The sequence below is a fragment of the Micromonospora sp. NPDC051543 genome, from assembly GCF_044454415.1.
GTDB lineage: Bacteria > Actinomycetota > Actinomycetes > Mycobacteriales > Micromonosporaceae > Micromonospora.
The window spans coordinates 29278-42216 of the sequence record NZ_JBITDT010000019.1 but is presented as its reverse complement, the minus strand read 5'-3'; the positions used below and the strand labels follow the sequence as shown (position 1 = coordinate 42216).

Genomic DNA, 12939 nt, shown 5'->3' with positions numbered 1-12939 from the left:
GGGGTGGGGTGGGGCAGGGCGGGATGGGACGGGGCGAAGGGGGCAGTTCGGGGCAGGGAGGGCGGCCGGAGCGGCAGCCGAGACAGGGCCACCGATCACCACGTACCCTTTCGGCATGTCCACCCCCGCAACGGGCGCGGCCACGCTTGCGCCGCGCCGGTCGAGCCGGTTCGTTGCCTGGGTGCGCGCGTGGCGCGCCGGGTTGGTGCCGTACGACGAGGTCGCCGACGCCATCGCCGGCGACGAGGAACATCTCGTCGCGGACGCCCCGGGCACCTGGACCGACGTCCCGCTGGGCGCCGCGCTGCCCACCCTGGCCAAGCTGTCGCCCGACGAGATCCGGCTGGTGCTGCCCGCGCCGGGTGACCCACGGGGTCTGCCCGGTCCCGGGGACTTCGCCGGAGCGGCGCTGGTGGCGGGCGAGGCGGTGGTGGCCGGTGGGCTGGGCCTGATCCCGCAGGTACGCAGCCACACCTCCGGCTCCGGGGACTGTTTCGAGACGGTGTTGTGGCGGGTCTACCCGCTGCCGGCGGACGCGCCGACTGCCTCGCTGTCGCTGCCCGGGGCCGCCGAGGCGGAGGCCGAGTTGGCCGCCGCGCTGGCCGAGACGACCGCCGTGCTGACCCGGCTCGACGTGGCCCAGTGGCGGCCCGAGCTGGCCGGTGCGCTGGCCGCGCTGCGCCGCCCCGACGGCACCACCGACCTGCCACCGGGATTCGACCCGCGGGCCCGCCGGCTGTTCGCCCGGGCTGCGGTGCTCGACCGGGTGCTGGCATTGGCCGGGCACGCCGCCCCGGGCGGCGCCATCAACAACTACGAGGCCCAGCAGCGCGACGCCGCGCTCCGCCCGCTCACCGCAGCCTGCCGCCAGGCCCTGGTAGCCGCCTGCAACGCCCCCCTACGCCCCTAAAAACCCCACACCCCCGCGCCGGGACGCCACACCCCCGACACCGCGCCGATCTTGCACTTTCTGCTGCGACCTAAAGGGCGTAACGCCCCAGAACGGCGACAGTAAGTGCAAGATCGACGAGAGCAGGCCGGGCGGGCGGGGTTACACCTCGTCGATCAGGTCGGCGACGGAGTTGACGATGCGGGACGGGCGGTACGGGTAGCGCTCGGCCTCGGTACGGCTGCTGATGCCGGTGAGCACCAGGATGGTCTCCAGCCCCGCCTCCAGACCGCACAGGACGTCGGTGTCCATCCGGTCGCCGATCATCGCGGTGGTCTCCGAGTGCGCGTTGATCGTGTTCAGCGCCGACCGCATCATCATCGGGTTGGGCTTGCCGACGAAGTACGGCTCCACCCCGGTCGCCTTGGAGATCATGGCGGCGACCGAGCCGGCGGCCGGCAACGCCCCCTCGACGGACGGGCCGGTGACGTCCGGGTTGGTGCAGATGAACCGGGCCCCGTCGTTGATCAGCCGGATCGCCTTGGTGATCGCCTCGAAGCTGTAGGTGCGGGTCTCGCCAAGCACCACGTAGTCCGGGGCGAAGTCGGTGAGCACGTACCCGACGGCATGCAGCGCGGTGGTCAACCCGGCCTCGCCGATGACGTACGCGGTGCCGCCCGGCCGCTGGTCGGCGAGGAACTGACCGGTGGCCAGCGCCGAGGACCAGATCGACTCCTCCGGCACGTCCAGCCCCATGCGGCTCAACCGGGCCGTCAGGTCGCGCGGCGTGTAGATCGAGTTGTTGGTCAGCACCAGGAACGGCTTGCCGGAGGCGCGCAGCCGGTTGACGAACTCCGGCGCTCCAGGCACCGGCTGGCCCTCGTGCACCAGTACGCCGTCCATGTCGGTGAGCCAGCTCTGCACGGGCTTGCGGTCATGCATCGGTGCCCCCAGCAGGCGTCGGTCGGCGGGTCGGTACACAGCAGACGGTGGGACAGGTGTCCCACCTGGGCAGGTCCCCGAGGTGCCGGCGCAGCTGCGCGCCGTCCGGATCGGTGCGCTCGGTGACCAACTCCCGGACCATGGTCACGAAGCGCGGGTCGGTGCCCGGGGTGCCGGCCCGGACGAAGTCGAGGCCGAGCTGCTTGGCGGTCTCCAGGGCCTCGGTGTCCAGGTCCCACACGACTTCCAGGTGGTCCGAGACGAACCCGATCGGGCTGACCACCACGCCGGTGACGCCGTCCTCGGCGAGCGCGTTGAGGTGGTCGTTGATGTCGGGTTCCAGCCACGGCACGTGCGGCGGGCCGGACCGGCTCTGCCACACCAGGTCGTACGCCAGGTCGGGGGCGGCGGCCTCGGCCACCAGGCGGGCGGTCTCGCGTAGCTGCGCCTCGTAGCGGCCGCCGTGCGGGCCGGCGTTGGCCGCCATCGAGGTGGGGATGGAGTGGGCGGTGAACACCAGTCGGGTGGTGGCCCGCTTCGCGGGGTCGAGCTGGGCGAGGGCGGCCCGGACCGCGTCGACGTGGGGCTCGACGAACCCGGGGTGGTCCCAGAACTGCCGCAGCTTCTCGATCACCGGCGCGTCGGGCCCGACGGCGGCGCGGGCAGCGGCGATGTCCTCCTGGTACTGCCGGCAGGACGAGTAGCCGCCGTACGCGCTGGTGACGAAGGCCAGCGCGCGGGTCACGCCGTCGTCGCGCATCTGACTGACGGTGTCGGCGAGCATCGGGTCCCAGTTGCGGTTGCCCCAGTAGACGGGCAGGTCGACACCGTGCGCGGCGAAGTCGGCGCGCACGGCGGCGAGCAGGTCACGGCACTGCTGGTTGATCGGGGACACCCCGCCGAAGTGCTGGTAGTGCTCGGCGACCTCGGCGAGCCGCTCGGGTGGCACCCCCCGGCCACGGGTCACGTTCTGCAGGAACGGCATCACGTCCTCGGGCCGTTCGGGCCCGCCGAAGGACACCAGCACCACCGCGTCGTACGCCATGGGGGTCATTCTGGTACCTCGCCCACGACGGCCCGGCGACGCCCCCTGGTCCGGACGCGCAGATCACGCGCGCGGCCCCTCGGGGGCGTCGCCGATGAGAGCGTCAGGCGCCGATGGCGTGGTAGCCGCCGTCGACGTGCACGATCTCGCCGGTGGTGGCCGGGAACCAGTCGGACAGCAGCGCCAGGCAGGCCCGCGCGGCGGGCTCCTGGTCGGTGAGGTTCCAGCCGAGCGGGGCGCGCTCGCTCCAGGCGGTCTCGAACTGGTCGAAGCCGGGGATCGACTTGGCAGCGATGGTGCGCAGCGGCCCGGCGGCGACCAGGTTGCTGCGGATGCCCTGCTTGCCCAGGTGCAGGGCCAGGTAGCGGGAGGCGGACTCCAGGCCGGCCTTGGCGACGCCCATCCAGTCGTAGACCGGCCACGCCTTGGTGGCGTCGAAGGTCAGACCGACCACCGCGCCGCCGGACGACATCAGCGGCAGCGCCGCCATCGCGAGGGACTTGTACGAGTAGGTCGACACGTGCAGGGCGGTCGCCACGTCCTCCCACGGCGCGTCGAGGAAGCCACCGCCGAGGCAGCTCTGCGGGGCGAAGCCGATCGAGTGCACCACGCCGTCGAGCCCGTCGACGTGCTCGCGCACGCGGTCGGCGAGGCTGGCCAGGTGCTCGGCGTTGGTCACGTCGACCTCGATCACCGGCGCGGGCTCGGGCAGCCGCTTGGCGATCCGCTCGACCAGGGAGAGCCGGCCGAAGCCGGTGAGCACGACCTGAGCGCCGTTCTCCTGGGCGAGCTTCGCCACCGAGAAGGCGATCGAGGCGTCGGTGATGACACCGGTGACGAGCAGCCGCTTACCGGCGAGCAGTCCGGACATGCAGGGTTTCCTCCGTAGTCAGAGAAGGTCAGTGGCCCATGCCGAGGCCGCCGTCGACCGGGATCACGGCCCCGGAGACGTACCCGGCACCGTCCGAGGCCAGCCAGGTGACCACGGCGGCCACCTCGTCCGGGCTGGCCATCCGGCCGGCCGGGATGGACTTGCGGATCTCCGCCTTGCGGTCGTCGGACAGGCCGGCGGTCATGTCGGTGTCGATGAAGCCGGGCGCCACCACGTTCGCGGTGATGTTGCGGCTGCCCAACTCGCGGGTGACCGAGCGGGCGACGCCGACCAGGCCGGCCTTGCTGGCGGCGTAGTTGACCTGCCCGGCGCCACCGGAGAGGCCCACCACCGAGGAGATGAAGATCATGCGGCCCCACTTGGCCCGCAGCATCTTGCCCGAGGCGCGCTTGGCGACCCGGAAAGCGCCGGTGAGGTTGGTGTCCACCACATTGGTGAACTGCTCCTCGGACATCCGCAGCAGCAGCGTGTCGTCGGTCATGCCAGCGTTGGCGACCACCACCTCGACCGGGCCCAGCTCGGCCTCGACAGCGGTGAACGCGGCGTCGATCGAGGCCGCGTCGGTGACGTCGGCGCGTACGCCGAACAGCCCCTCGGGAGCCTCGCCACTGCGGTGGGTGACCGCCACCCGGTCACCCTGCTTGGCGAAGGCCTGCGCGATGGCCAGGCCGATTCCCCGGTTGCCGCCGGTCACCAGCACGGTACGGGCCACGGTTCCTCCTTGGGACTGCTCAGCATGGACGCGTCGGAGCCTAGGCGTTACCCGCAAGTAAGCGCTAACGGGTGTGGCGTCCCACCCAGGTACGACGTGGGGATCAACCTGCGGGGGCACGCCTGGTGGCACTCCCGGCCCGTAGCCTCCGGGTGGTGAACCGGCAACCGATCGCCGTGGCCCTCGGCGCCCTGCGGCAGGCGCTGTGGGGCCTGGACGCCCCGCCCGAACGGTCGTTGCTGGCCCGTTGGCCCCGGCTGGCCCGCTACGTCACCCCGGTGGGGCTGCTCGCCGCGCTCGGCCTCTTCCTGATCACGCTGACCGTGGAGAGCGAGTGGGGCCTGCCGCTGCCGGTCGCGCTGCTGTTCGCGGCGATGACCGTGACGCCGCTGCTGGTGCTGCCTCGGCGTCCGCTGCTGGCGTGGCGGCTGACGGTGTTGGCCCTGCTGATCTGCACGTTCAACGCCCCGGCCGACCAGTCCTGGCCGTGGACCCCACCGCTGGCGCTCGGGTCGATCGCGGTGCTGGCGGTGGTCGTCGCGCGGGTCGACCGACCGGTGCTGGCCTGGGTGGTGACGATCAGCACGGTGCCGGTGTTCACTCTGGTCCACCCCAACAACCGGGTGCCTGTCCTGCTGCTGCTCGGTGCGCTGGCGATCGCCGGCGACCTGTTCCGCCACAACCGGCTGTCGCGGCGCGCCCTGGCGGCGCAGACCGAACTGAGCGAGCGGGAGCAGGAGCGCCGCGCGGTGCTGGAGGAACGCACCCGGATCGCCCGTGAGCTGCACGACGTGGTCGCCCACCACATGTCACTGATCGCCGTGCAGGCCGAGACCGCGCCGTACCGCCTCGACGACGTGCCCTCCCCGGCCGCCGCCGAGTTCGTCGCCATCGCCGGCTCGGCCCGCGACGCGCTGACCGACATGCGGCGGCTGTTGGGGGTGCTGCGCAGCGAGGCCAGCGGGCCGCAGACCGCTCCGCAGCCCGACCTTGCCGACCTGGGCGCGATGGTGGACGCGGCCCGTCGCGCCGGGCTGGCCGTGACCCTGGACGCCGACCCGGCGGGTCCGGTGCCCGCCCCGGTCGGGCTGGCCGCGTACCGCATCGTCCAGGAGGGCCTGGCGAACGCGGCCCGGCACGCGCCCGGCGCCGCGGTGCGCGTCACCGTCCGCTCCGGTCCGTCCGCTCTGGGAGTACGCGTCGACAACTCCCCGCCCGACGCCCCGCCGACCGCCTTCTGGCGCGGTGCCCCACCGACCGCCGACGGCGGGGCGGGGCACGGGTTGACCGGCATGCGGGAGCGCGCCACCTCGCTCGGCGGTACGTTCACCGCCGGGCCGCTACCCGACGGCGGGTACGCGGTGGCGGCCGAACTGCCGTACGAGGTGGGGAGCCTGGACACATGATCAAGGTGCTGGTCGTCGATGACCAGGCGATGGTCCGGCAGGGCTTCGGCGCGCTGCTCGCCGCCCAGCCCGACCTGCTGGTGGTGGGCGACGCCGCCGATGGCGCACAGGGCGTCGCCGCGGCCCGTCGGCTCGACCCGGACGTGGTGCTGATGGACGTGCGGATGCCGGTCCTGGACGGGCTGGCCGCCACCCGTCAACTGTTGGGCGACCGCTCGGCGCAGCGCCCCCGGGTGCTCATCCTCACGACGTTCGACCTGGACGACTACGTGTACGAGGCGCTGCGCGCCGGCGCGAGCGGCTTCCTGCTCAAGGACGCGCCCGCGGCCGACCTCGTGCAGGCGGTGCGGGTGGTGGCCGCCGGGGACGCGCTGCTCGCCCCGGCGGTGACCCGTCGACTGATCGCCGAGTTCGCGGCCCGCCCGGACCGTCGCCGGCCCCGCCCCACCGACCTGACCGGGCTGACCCCGCGCGAGACCGAGGTGCTGCGGTTGATCGCCCGGGGCCGCAACAACGCGGAGATCGCCGCTGACCTGGTGGTGGCGGAGCAGACCGTCAAGACGCACGTCGGACGCATCCTGGCCAAGCTCGGCCTGCGCGACCGGGCCCAGGCCGTGGTGCTGGCGTACGAGACGGGTCTGGTCGCCGCCGGCGAGTAACGCCTCGGGACCACCCGGGAGACAGCTCCCCGGTACGACGACCGCGACCCGTTCGCCCCCGCACTCTCCCCTTCCGGACGTCATTCGAAAGGGGAGAACGTGGTGCGACGACGAGGTGTCACACGTGTCGCTGTGAGCGCGGTGCTCGGGGCGAGCCTGGTCCTGCCCGGCACACCGGAGCCGGTCACGGAGGTGGGGTTCGTCGAGGCGTACCCCGGCACCGCGGCGGCGATGCGCGCGGCCGGCCCCCCGTACGCGGACTGGGCGGCGGACGGACGCCGTTTCCTGGCCTTCGACCCGCGCGGCGACGGGCGGGCGGTGGAGGTCCTCGGCGACCTGGCGGACGCGGACCGGATCGCGGTGCTCGTGCCGGGGGTGGGCAGCACGCTCGCCGACTTCGACCGCGGACTGGGCGGGGTGCCGCGACGCGCGCCGTCGGTGCAGGCCGGGCAGCTGTACGGGCAGGTCCGGTCGAGCGACCCGACGGCGCGGGTGGCCGTGCTGGCCTGGCTCGGCTACGACCCGCCCGACGGGTTGGTGGGCGCGGCCAGCGACGCCGACGCCCGACGTGGGGCGACCGGACTGGTACGGCTGCTACGGGAGCTGGTCGCGCGCCGTCCGGCCGCGACGATCACGGTGATCGGACACAGCTACGGGGCCCTGGTGGCGGCGCTGGCGGTGGCGCACGCCCCGGCGCAGGTCACCGACCTGGTCAGCCTGGGTGGCGTCGGCGCAGGTGTGCGGCGCGCCGACGATCTGCGCGCCGGACTGCGGTTCTGGGCGGCCGAGGCGCCGTCCGACTGGATCCGCCGGGTGCCGCCCGTGCGGCTCGCCGGCCTCGGGCACGGGCGTCGCCCCGGCGACCCGGCGTTCGGAGCCCGCCCGCTGCCGGTGGATGGGGTCTCCGGGCACGACGACTACCTGGCCACGGGCACCACCACCCTGATCGCGGTCGCGGCGGTCGTGCGGGGCGCCGGTCCGGTCGAGGACGCCCGATGAGCCGCGACCGCACGGTCGACGCGCTGCGGGCGTACGCGATCGGCGGGGTGGTGCTCGGGCACTGGCTGGTCACCGGGCTGGTGCTGACCGGCGACGGCGGGCTGCGTCAGGCCAGTCCGCTGACCGCGCTGCCCGCCCTGGCGCCGGTCACCTGGGTGTTGCAGACGCTCGGCCTGTTCTTCTTCGCCGCCGGCTTCGGTTCGGCCCGGTCGTTGGCCCGTCACCGGGGCACCTCAGCCGGCTGGCTGGCCCGCCGTTCACGTCGGTTGCTGCTGCCCACGGTGGCGCTGCTGGGCACCGGGGCCGCCGTGCTGCTGGCCGCCACCGTGGCGGGCGCGCCGGACGACACGCTCGCCGTCGGGCTCCACCTCGCGACCAGTCCGCTCTGGTTCCTGGCGCCGCTGCTGCTCCTGGTCGCCTTGAGTGGCCCGCTGCGCGCGGCCGTACGCCGATGGGGAGTCTTGCGCTGCGCGCTGCCGGCGGTGGCCGTGGTGGCGGCGAGCGACCTCGCGGTCCGCCTGCTGCCCGACGGCGTCACCGTGCCGCCGGTCAGCGTGCTGGCGGCCTGGTCGGTGCCGTACCTGCTCGGCGTCGCGTACGCCGACGGACGGCTGGCCGGCCGGCGGGCGGCGGGACTGCTGGCCGTTGGCGGGGCCGTGGCGCTGGCCGTGCTGGTGGCGGTGGGCTATCCGCTCAGCGCGGTCGGCGTGCCGGGTGCCGGCGTGTCCAACCTGAACCCTCCGTCGCTGCTGGCCGTGGCGCTGGCGCGCACCCAGGTCGGGCTGGGTCTGCTGGCCCGCGCCGGCTGGGAACGGCTGGTGGACCGGCCTCTTGCGGGCCGCGCGGTGGCCGCGGTGAACAGCGACGCCGTGCGGATCTACCTGTGGCACCAGCCGGTGCTGGTCGCGGTGACCGCGCTCACCGCCCGGGGTGGCCTGACGCTGCCCGGACTGCACACGACGCCGGACGGCCCGGGCTGGGTGCTGGCCCGGTTCTGCTGGTTGCCGCTGCTCGCCACGGTGCTGGTCACGGTGGTACGCGGCGGGCGCGGGAGCGGCTCGACGCCGCGTCCGGCCGGGCCGGGCCGGCCGCGCGGTGGAGCGCTCGCGGACCGGTCGGCCGAGTGCGTGCCGAGAGCGGCTCAGGTGTACGATCATCGACGTTCGGACCGGGCCGACCTCCAGGAGGTGATCGCTGTGCGAGATAGCGATCCTCCTAGTCGTGGCCGGGCCGATGGTCAGCCCCGCTGAGCCACGACTCAGTCTGGCGAGCTGACCCCGCTCCGCTCCCGCACCACCTCGGTCAACGCCGTTGTGCGTGCCGCGCCGTCCGGTCTCCGGACGGTCGCCGGGAGCCGCCCGGTCACGACTTCGTGTGCGCGTCCCAACCCCCTGCGGTCCGCCCCCGCTCGCGGACCGTCCAGCCGCCACTCGGAGCCGTCCATGAGCCGCTACGTCGCCCCGCTGGGCTTCACCCTCGCCGCCGTCTGGGTGGCCGTCGTCTTCGTCCTGGCCGGCGGCGGTCACTGACCACCACCGGCCGTTCGCCTCGCTGTCCCGGCCGGCGGTCAGATCATCCGTGACGACCAGAGCAGGCTGAGCGCGCCGGCGCAGAGCGCCAGCAGCAGCGCCAGCCCGGCGTACCACTGGGTCACCTCGCGCGGCTCGGTCCGGAAACCGATCGAACTGCCCATGTCCTGGTAGACCTGCTTCAGCTCGCTCACCGAGGCCGCCTCGTAGAAGTAACCCTCGGTCGTCTCGGCCAGCTCGGCGAGGGCCAGCCGGTCCACCGGCACCCGTTGGAGCTGCCCGCCGATGTCGACCTGACCCGTGTCGGTGCCGAACGCGATGGTGGACACCGGCACGTTGGCCGCCTGCGCGGCGGCCGCCGCCTCCTCCACCGACCGACCCGAGGTGCGGAACCCGTCCGACAGCAGCACGATGCGCGCCGGCGGGATACCCGCCGCGCCATCGGCCGGCACCGACCGGATCGCCTCCAGGCAGGTGAACACCGCCTCACCCGTGGCGGTCGCCTCGGCCAGCACCAGTCCGTCGATCCCGGCGGTCACCGCGTCCCGGTCCTTGCCCGGCGGCACCAGCACGTTCGCCGCCTTGGCGAACGAGACGAGGCCCAGGTTGTAGCTCGCCGGCAACTCGGCCACGAACTGCTTGGCCGCCTCCTGCGCGGCCTCCAACCGGTTCGGCGCCACGTCGTCGGCCTGCATCGACAGCGACACGTCGATGGCGAGCATCACGGTGGCCCGCTCCAACGGCTCCTTCGTGTCGATCGCGGGGCGGGCCAGGGCCGTGGCGAGCACCAGCAGACAGAGCAGGAACGCGGTCGCCGGCACGTGCCGCCGCCAACCCAGGCCCTTGGGCGCGACCGTACGCAGCAGGTCCACGTTGGTGAACCGCACAGCGTACGCCCGGCGGTGCAGTTGCCGCCAGACGTAGAACGCGGCGAGCGCGAGCACCGGCAGCACGGCCAGCAACCACCACGGTTGCAGAAAACGGATCATCGTGTCGTCCCCCGGGTACGCGCGTGCCGCTGCGCGGCCACGAAACGCACCATGTCCAGCAGCCAGTCTCGGTCCGTACGCAGACGCAGGTGGGCCGCGCCGGCGCCGCGCAGCGCGGCGGCGATCGTGGCCCGTTGAGCGGCGGCGACCTCCGCATAGCGCTGCCGCAGCCGGGGGTCGGCGGTCTGCACCTCGTGCAACTCACCGCTCTCCGGGTCGACCACCGGAAGCACCCCCACGTCGGGCAGCTCCAGTTCGCGTGGGTCGACCACCTCGATGGCCAGCACGTCGTGCCGGACGCGGAGCTTGCGCATCGGCCGGGCCCACTGCTCGGCCGGCGCCAGGAAGTCCGAGACCACCACGGCCACCCCGCGCCGCCGGGGTGGGCGGTTGAGCATGTCGATCAGCGCGCCCAGGTCACCCCGGCCCGGCTGGATCGCCGTGCCGGCGACGGCGCGCAGCAGACCCTGCGCCTCCTTGCGGCCGGAGCGGGCCGGCAGGCGGGTCAGCACGCCCGGACCGGCCGGAGGTGGGCCGCCCCGCCAGCGCCGCGCGGGTGTGGACGTGCCGCCACCGGTACCGATCACCGCGCCGATCCGGTTGCCGCCGCGCACGGTCAGATGGGTGATGGCGGCGGCCGCGGCCACCACCACCTCCCGCTTGAGCCACTGCCCGGTGCCGAAGTCCAGGCTGGCCGAGAGGTCCAGCGCCAACCAGGTCTCCAACTCCCGGTCCGCGACCGTACGCCGCACGTGCGCGGTCGTGGTCCGCGCGGTCACCGGCCAGTCCATCCGGCGTACGTCGTCACCGGGGCGGTACTCCCGCGACTCCCCCGCCTCGCTGCCCGGCCCGGGGAGCAGACCGGCGTAGTCGCCCTGGAGCAGACCGTCGAGCTTGCGAGTGACCAGCAACTGGAGTCGGGAGAGCACGGCCTCGCTGCGGTCACCCAGAGGGGCGGGACGAGGGGTGGGTGAGGTCACGGCCGCTGCCCGGGCCAGCCCGCGCCGGGTGGTGGGGCGCTCGACGGCGGGGTGGCCTGCTGCCGGGGCGCGACCGACGGAAGAGGAATCGTCGACATCACCCGCTGCACGATGTGATCGGCCGGCACGTCGTCGGCGAGCGCGTCGTAGCTGAGCACCAGCCGGTGCCGCAGGATGTCCGGAGCGATGTCCTGCACGTCCTGCGGCAGGGCGTAGTCCCGTCCGCGCAGCAGCGCCAACGCGCGGGTGGCCCGGACCAGACCGAGCGAGGCGCGCGGGCTGGCCCCGTACTGGATCAGTTGGGCGACGTCCGGCATGCCGTGCTCGGCGGGCGTACGGGTGGCCAGCACCAGGCGAACCGCGTAGTCGACGAGCGCGTTGTGCACGAAGACCTGGTCGGCCTTGCGCTGCAGAGCGATCAACTCGGGGGTGTCGAAGACCGCCGTCGGTTCCGGCGCGGCCACGCCCATCCGGTAGACGATCTCGCGCTCCTCGGCATCGGTCGGATAGCCCACGACGATCTTCATGAGGAAGCGGTCCCGCTGGGCCTCGGGCAGCGGGTAGACACCCTCCTGCTCGATCGGGTTCTGGGTGGCCATCACGAGGAACGGGTCGGGCACCCGGTGGCTCTCGCCGCCGATGGACACCTGCCGCTCGCTCATCACCTCCAGCAGCGCCGACTGCACCTTGGCGGGAGCACGGTTGATCTCGTCGGCGAGCAGAAAGTTGACGAAGACCGGGCCCAACTCCACGTCGAACTTCTCGCTCGACTGCCGGTAGATCCGGGTGCCCATGATGTCGGCCGGCACCAGGTCAGGGGTGAACTGCACCCGGGCGAAGGACCCGCCGACGACCTTGGCGAGAGTCTCCACGGCCAGGGTCTTGGCCACGCCGGGCACACCCTCGATCAGGCAGTGGCCGCGCGCGAGCAGCGCGACGAACATCCGCTCGACCATCCGGTCCTGGCCGACGATCACCCGTTTGATCTCGAACAACGCCTTCTCCAACAGGGTGGCGTCCTGTGCGGGCGTGGTCACCGGGGCGGGCGCCTGGGGTGCCGCCCCGTTGGGCGTCGGGGCGTCGGGCGTGGTCGGCTGGGCCACCGGTCCTCCACAGCGTTGGTCGGTCGTCGCGGCTGGTGCGGTCTCAAGACTCGCATGCCTTCCTGAGTGTCGAGGTGGGGAGAAGCCGATTTTCGCCACGCGGTCCCGAGCATCGAATCGCGCGTCACGGGTGGACAGGGACCGGGCCGCCGCGTGTACGATTCATCCCGTCGCCGGGCGGCTCCCCCCGTGGCCGCCCGGCGCTCAAACTTCCTCCCCGGCCGCCCTAGACTGGCCGGGATGAACGTCCCCACCCCCGCCGACGACGCCCTGGTCTGTTCGGCACGAGGCTGCCGCGCCCCCGCCGTCTGGGCGCTGGAGTGGAACAATCCCCGCCTGCACACCGCCGACCGGCGCAAGACCTGGCTGGCCTGCGCCGAGCACCGGGACACTCTCGGAGCGTTCCTGGACGCCCGTGGCTTTCTCCGTACCGTCACTCCGGTGTCCGGATCGCCTACCCTCGACGTGTGAGCGAGCGATGAGGCACAGCAGCGCGGCGGTGCGGGGCACGTGGAACGGATCTGGTCGATGAGCCCGGAGGACCGCGCCGACCCACCGGCCTCCCCCGGCCCCACCGCCCCGTCCCCACCGACCTCCCCGGCGGCGGCACCGCCCGGCATCGCGCCGCCCCCCGGCGCGTTCCCGGCGCCCGGCACGCTCGGCCCGGACCCGTCCCCGCCGGACGCCTCGTCGCCGGCCCCGCTGCCGCCGAACGCCGTACCGCCGTCGCCCGGTCACCCCGCCCTCTCGCCCCCGCCCGACCTGCCGGCCCCTGGCCTCCTGCCACCTCCCGG

General features: G+C 73.7%; 13 protein-coding genes. 6 read left to right on the top strand and 7 right to left on the bottom strand.

Annotation, left to right across the window (positions count from 1 at the left end; all coding sequences use genetic code 11):
• Positions 1–115: 115 nt before the first annotated feature.
• Complete coding sequence (locus tag ACIA3K_RS27390; protein ID WP_396804529.1) at positions 116–910, top strand: hypothetical protein; 795 nt, start codon at positions 116–118, stop codon at positions 908–910.
• A 141-nt stretch (positions 911–1051) separates the two neighbouring features.
• Here ACIA3K_RS27390 and ACIA3K_RS27385 read toward each other — a convergent pair whose 3' ends face one another.
• From ACIA3K_RS27385 to fabG, 4 genes are all read right to left on the bottom strand, one after another.
• Entirely contained in the window at positions 1052–1831 is a 780-nt protein-coding gene (locus ACIA3K_RS27385; protein ID WP_355052728.1) for an HAD-IIA family hydrolase, read from the bottom strand.
• A complete protein-coding gene (locus ACIA3K_RS27380; RefSeq protein WP_396804528.1) occupies positions 1824–2876 on the bottom strand; it encodes a ferrochelatase in 1053 nt (350 codons plus the stop codon). The genes ACIA3K_RS27385 and ACIA3K_RS27380 overlap by 8 nt, the downstream gene beginning before the upstream one ends.
• A 103-nt stretch (positions 2877–2979) precedes the next feature.
• Positions 2980–3747 carry an enoyl-ACP reductase FabI gene (fabI, locus tag ACIA3K_RS27375; protein WP_355052726.1) on the bottom strand — a complete coding sequence of 256 codons (768 nt, stop codon included), beginning with the start codon at positions 3745–3747 and terminating at the stop codon, positions 2980–2982.
• A 28-nt stretch (positions 3748–3775) separates the two neighbouring features.
• Positions 3776–4480: a 3-oxoacyl-ACP reductase FabG gene (gene fabG / locus ACIA3K_RS27370; protein ID WP_355052725.1), complete on the bottom strand. Its 705-nt coding sequence runs from the start codon at positions 4478–4480 to the stop codon at positions 3776–3778.
• Positions 4481–4635: 155 nt separating this feature from the next.
• On the opposite strand from fabG, the gene ACIA3K_RS27365 reads away from it, so the two are divergent.
• The 4 genes from ACIA3K_RS27365 to ACIA3K_RS27350 all read left to right on the top strand — a co-directional run bounded on the left by ACIA3K_RS27365 (position 4636) and on the right by ACIA3K_RS27350 (position 8794).
• Positions 4636–5886 carry a sensor histidine kinase gene (locus ACIA3K_RS27365; protein ID WP_396804527.1) on the top strand — a complete coding sequence of 417 codons (1251 nt, stop codon included), beginning with the start codon at positions 4636–4638 and terminating at the stop codon, positions 5884–5886.
• Positions 5883–6545: a response regulator gene (locus ACIA3K_RS27360; protein WP_396804526.1), complete on the top strand. Its 663-nt coding sequence runs from the start codon at positions 5883–5885 to the stop codon at positions 6543–6545. Before ACIA3K_RS27365 ends, ACIA3K_RS27360 begins: the two co-directional genes overlap by 4 nt.
• A 132-nt stretch (positions 6546–6677) precedes the next feature.
• On the top strand, positions 6678–7544 hold the full coding sequence (locus ACIA3K_RS27355) for an alpha/beta hydrolase (RefSeq protein WP_396804525.1): 867 nt from the start codon (positions 6678–6680) through the stop codon (positions 7542–7544).
• Complete coding sequence (locus ACIA3K_RS27350) at positions 7541–8794, top strand: acyltransferase family protein (protein ID WP_396804524.1); 1254 nt, start codon at positions 7541–7543, stop codon at positions 8792–8794. The genes ACIA3K_RS27355 and ACIA3K_RS27350 overlap by 4 nt, the downstream gene beginning before the upstream one ends.
• 317 nt (positions 8795–9111) lie before the next feature.
• Here ACIA3K_RS27350 and ACIA3K_RS27345 read toward each other — a convergent pair whose 3' ends face one another.
• Genes ACIA3K_RS27345 through ACIA3K_RS27335 form a run of 3 tightly spaced genes read right to left on the bottom strand, consistent with a single transcriptional unit; the run spans position 9112 to position 12145 of the window.
• Positions 9112–10062: a VWA domain-containing protein gene (locus ACIA3K_RS27345; protein WP_396804523.1), complete on the bottom strand. Its 951-nt coding sequence runs from the start codon at positions 10060–10062 to the stop codon at positions 9112–9114.
• On the bottom strand, positions 10059–11060 hold the full coding sequence (locus ACIA3K_RS27340) for a DUF58 domain-containing protein (protein ID WP_396804575.1): 1002 nt from the start codon (positions 11058–11060) through the stop codon (positions 10059–10061). The genes ACIA3K_RS27345 and ACIA3K_RS27340 overlap by 4 nt, the downstream gene beginning before the upstream one ends.
• On the bottom strand, positions 11039–12145 hold the full coding sequence (locus ACIA3K_RS27335) for an AAA family ATPase (RefSeq protein ID WP_396804522.1): 1107 nt from the start codon (positions 12143–12145) through the stop codon (positions 11039–11041). Before ACIA3K_RS27335 ends, ACIA3K_RS27340 begins: the two co-directional genes overlap by 22 nt.
• Positions 12146–12385: 240 nt before the next feature.
• On the opposite strand from ACIA3K_RS27335, the gene ACIA3K_RS27330 reads away from it, so the two are divergent.
• Positions 12386–12616 carry a hypothetical protein gene (locus tag ACIA3K_RS27330; RefSeq protein WP_396804521.1) on the top strand — a complete coding sequence of 77 codons (231 nt, stop codon included), beginning with the start codon at positions 12386–12388 and terminating at the stop codon, positions 12614–12616.
• The last annotated feature ends 323 nt before the right edge of the window (positions 12617–12939 follow it).

Excerpts from the sequence above, each read along its gene's own strand:
- fabI (WP_355052726.1), bottom strand. The coding sequence starts at position 3,747 with ATGTCCGGACTGCTCGCCGGTAAGCGGCTGCTCGTCACCGGTGTCATC.
- ACIA3K_RS27345 (WP_396804523.1), bottom strand. The coding sequence starts at position 10,062 with ATGATCCGTTTTCTGCAACCGTGGTGGTTGCTGGCCGTGCTGCCGGTG.
- ACIA3K_RS27390 (WP_396804529.1), top strand. The coding sequence starts at position 116 with ATGTCCACCCCCGCAACGGGCGCGGCCACGCTTGCGCCGCGCCGGTCG.
- ACIA3K_RS27350 (WP_396804524.1), top strand. The coding sequence starts at position 7,541 with ATGAGCCGCGACCGCACGGTCGACGCGCTGCGGGCGTACGCGATCGGC.
- ACIA3K_RS27330 (WP_396804521.1), top strand. The coding sequence starts at position 12,386 with ATGAACGTCCCCACCCCCGCCGACGACGCCCTGGTCTGTTCGGCACGA.
- ACIA3K_RS27385 (WP_355052728.1), bottom strand. The coding sequence starts at position 1,831 with ATGCATGACCGCAAGCCCGTGCAGAGCTGGCTCACCGACATGGACGGC.
- ACIA3K_RS27380 (WP_396804528.1), bottom strand. The coding sequence starts at position 2,876 with ATGGCGTACGACGCGGTGGTGCTGGTGTCCTTCGGCGGGCCCGAACGG.
- ACIA3K_RS27360 (WP_396804526.1), top strand. The coding sequence starts at position 5,883 with ATGATCAAGGTGCTGGTCGTCGATGACCAGGCGATGGTCCGGCAGGGC.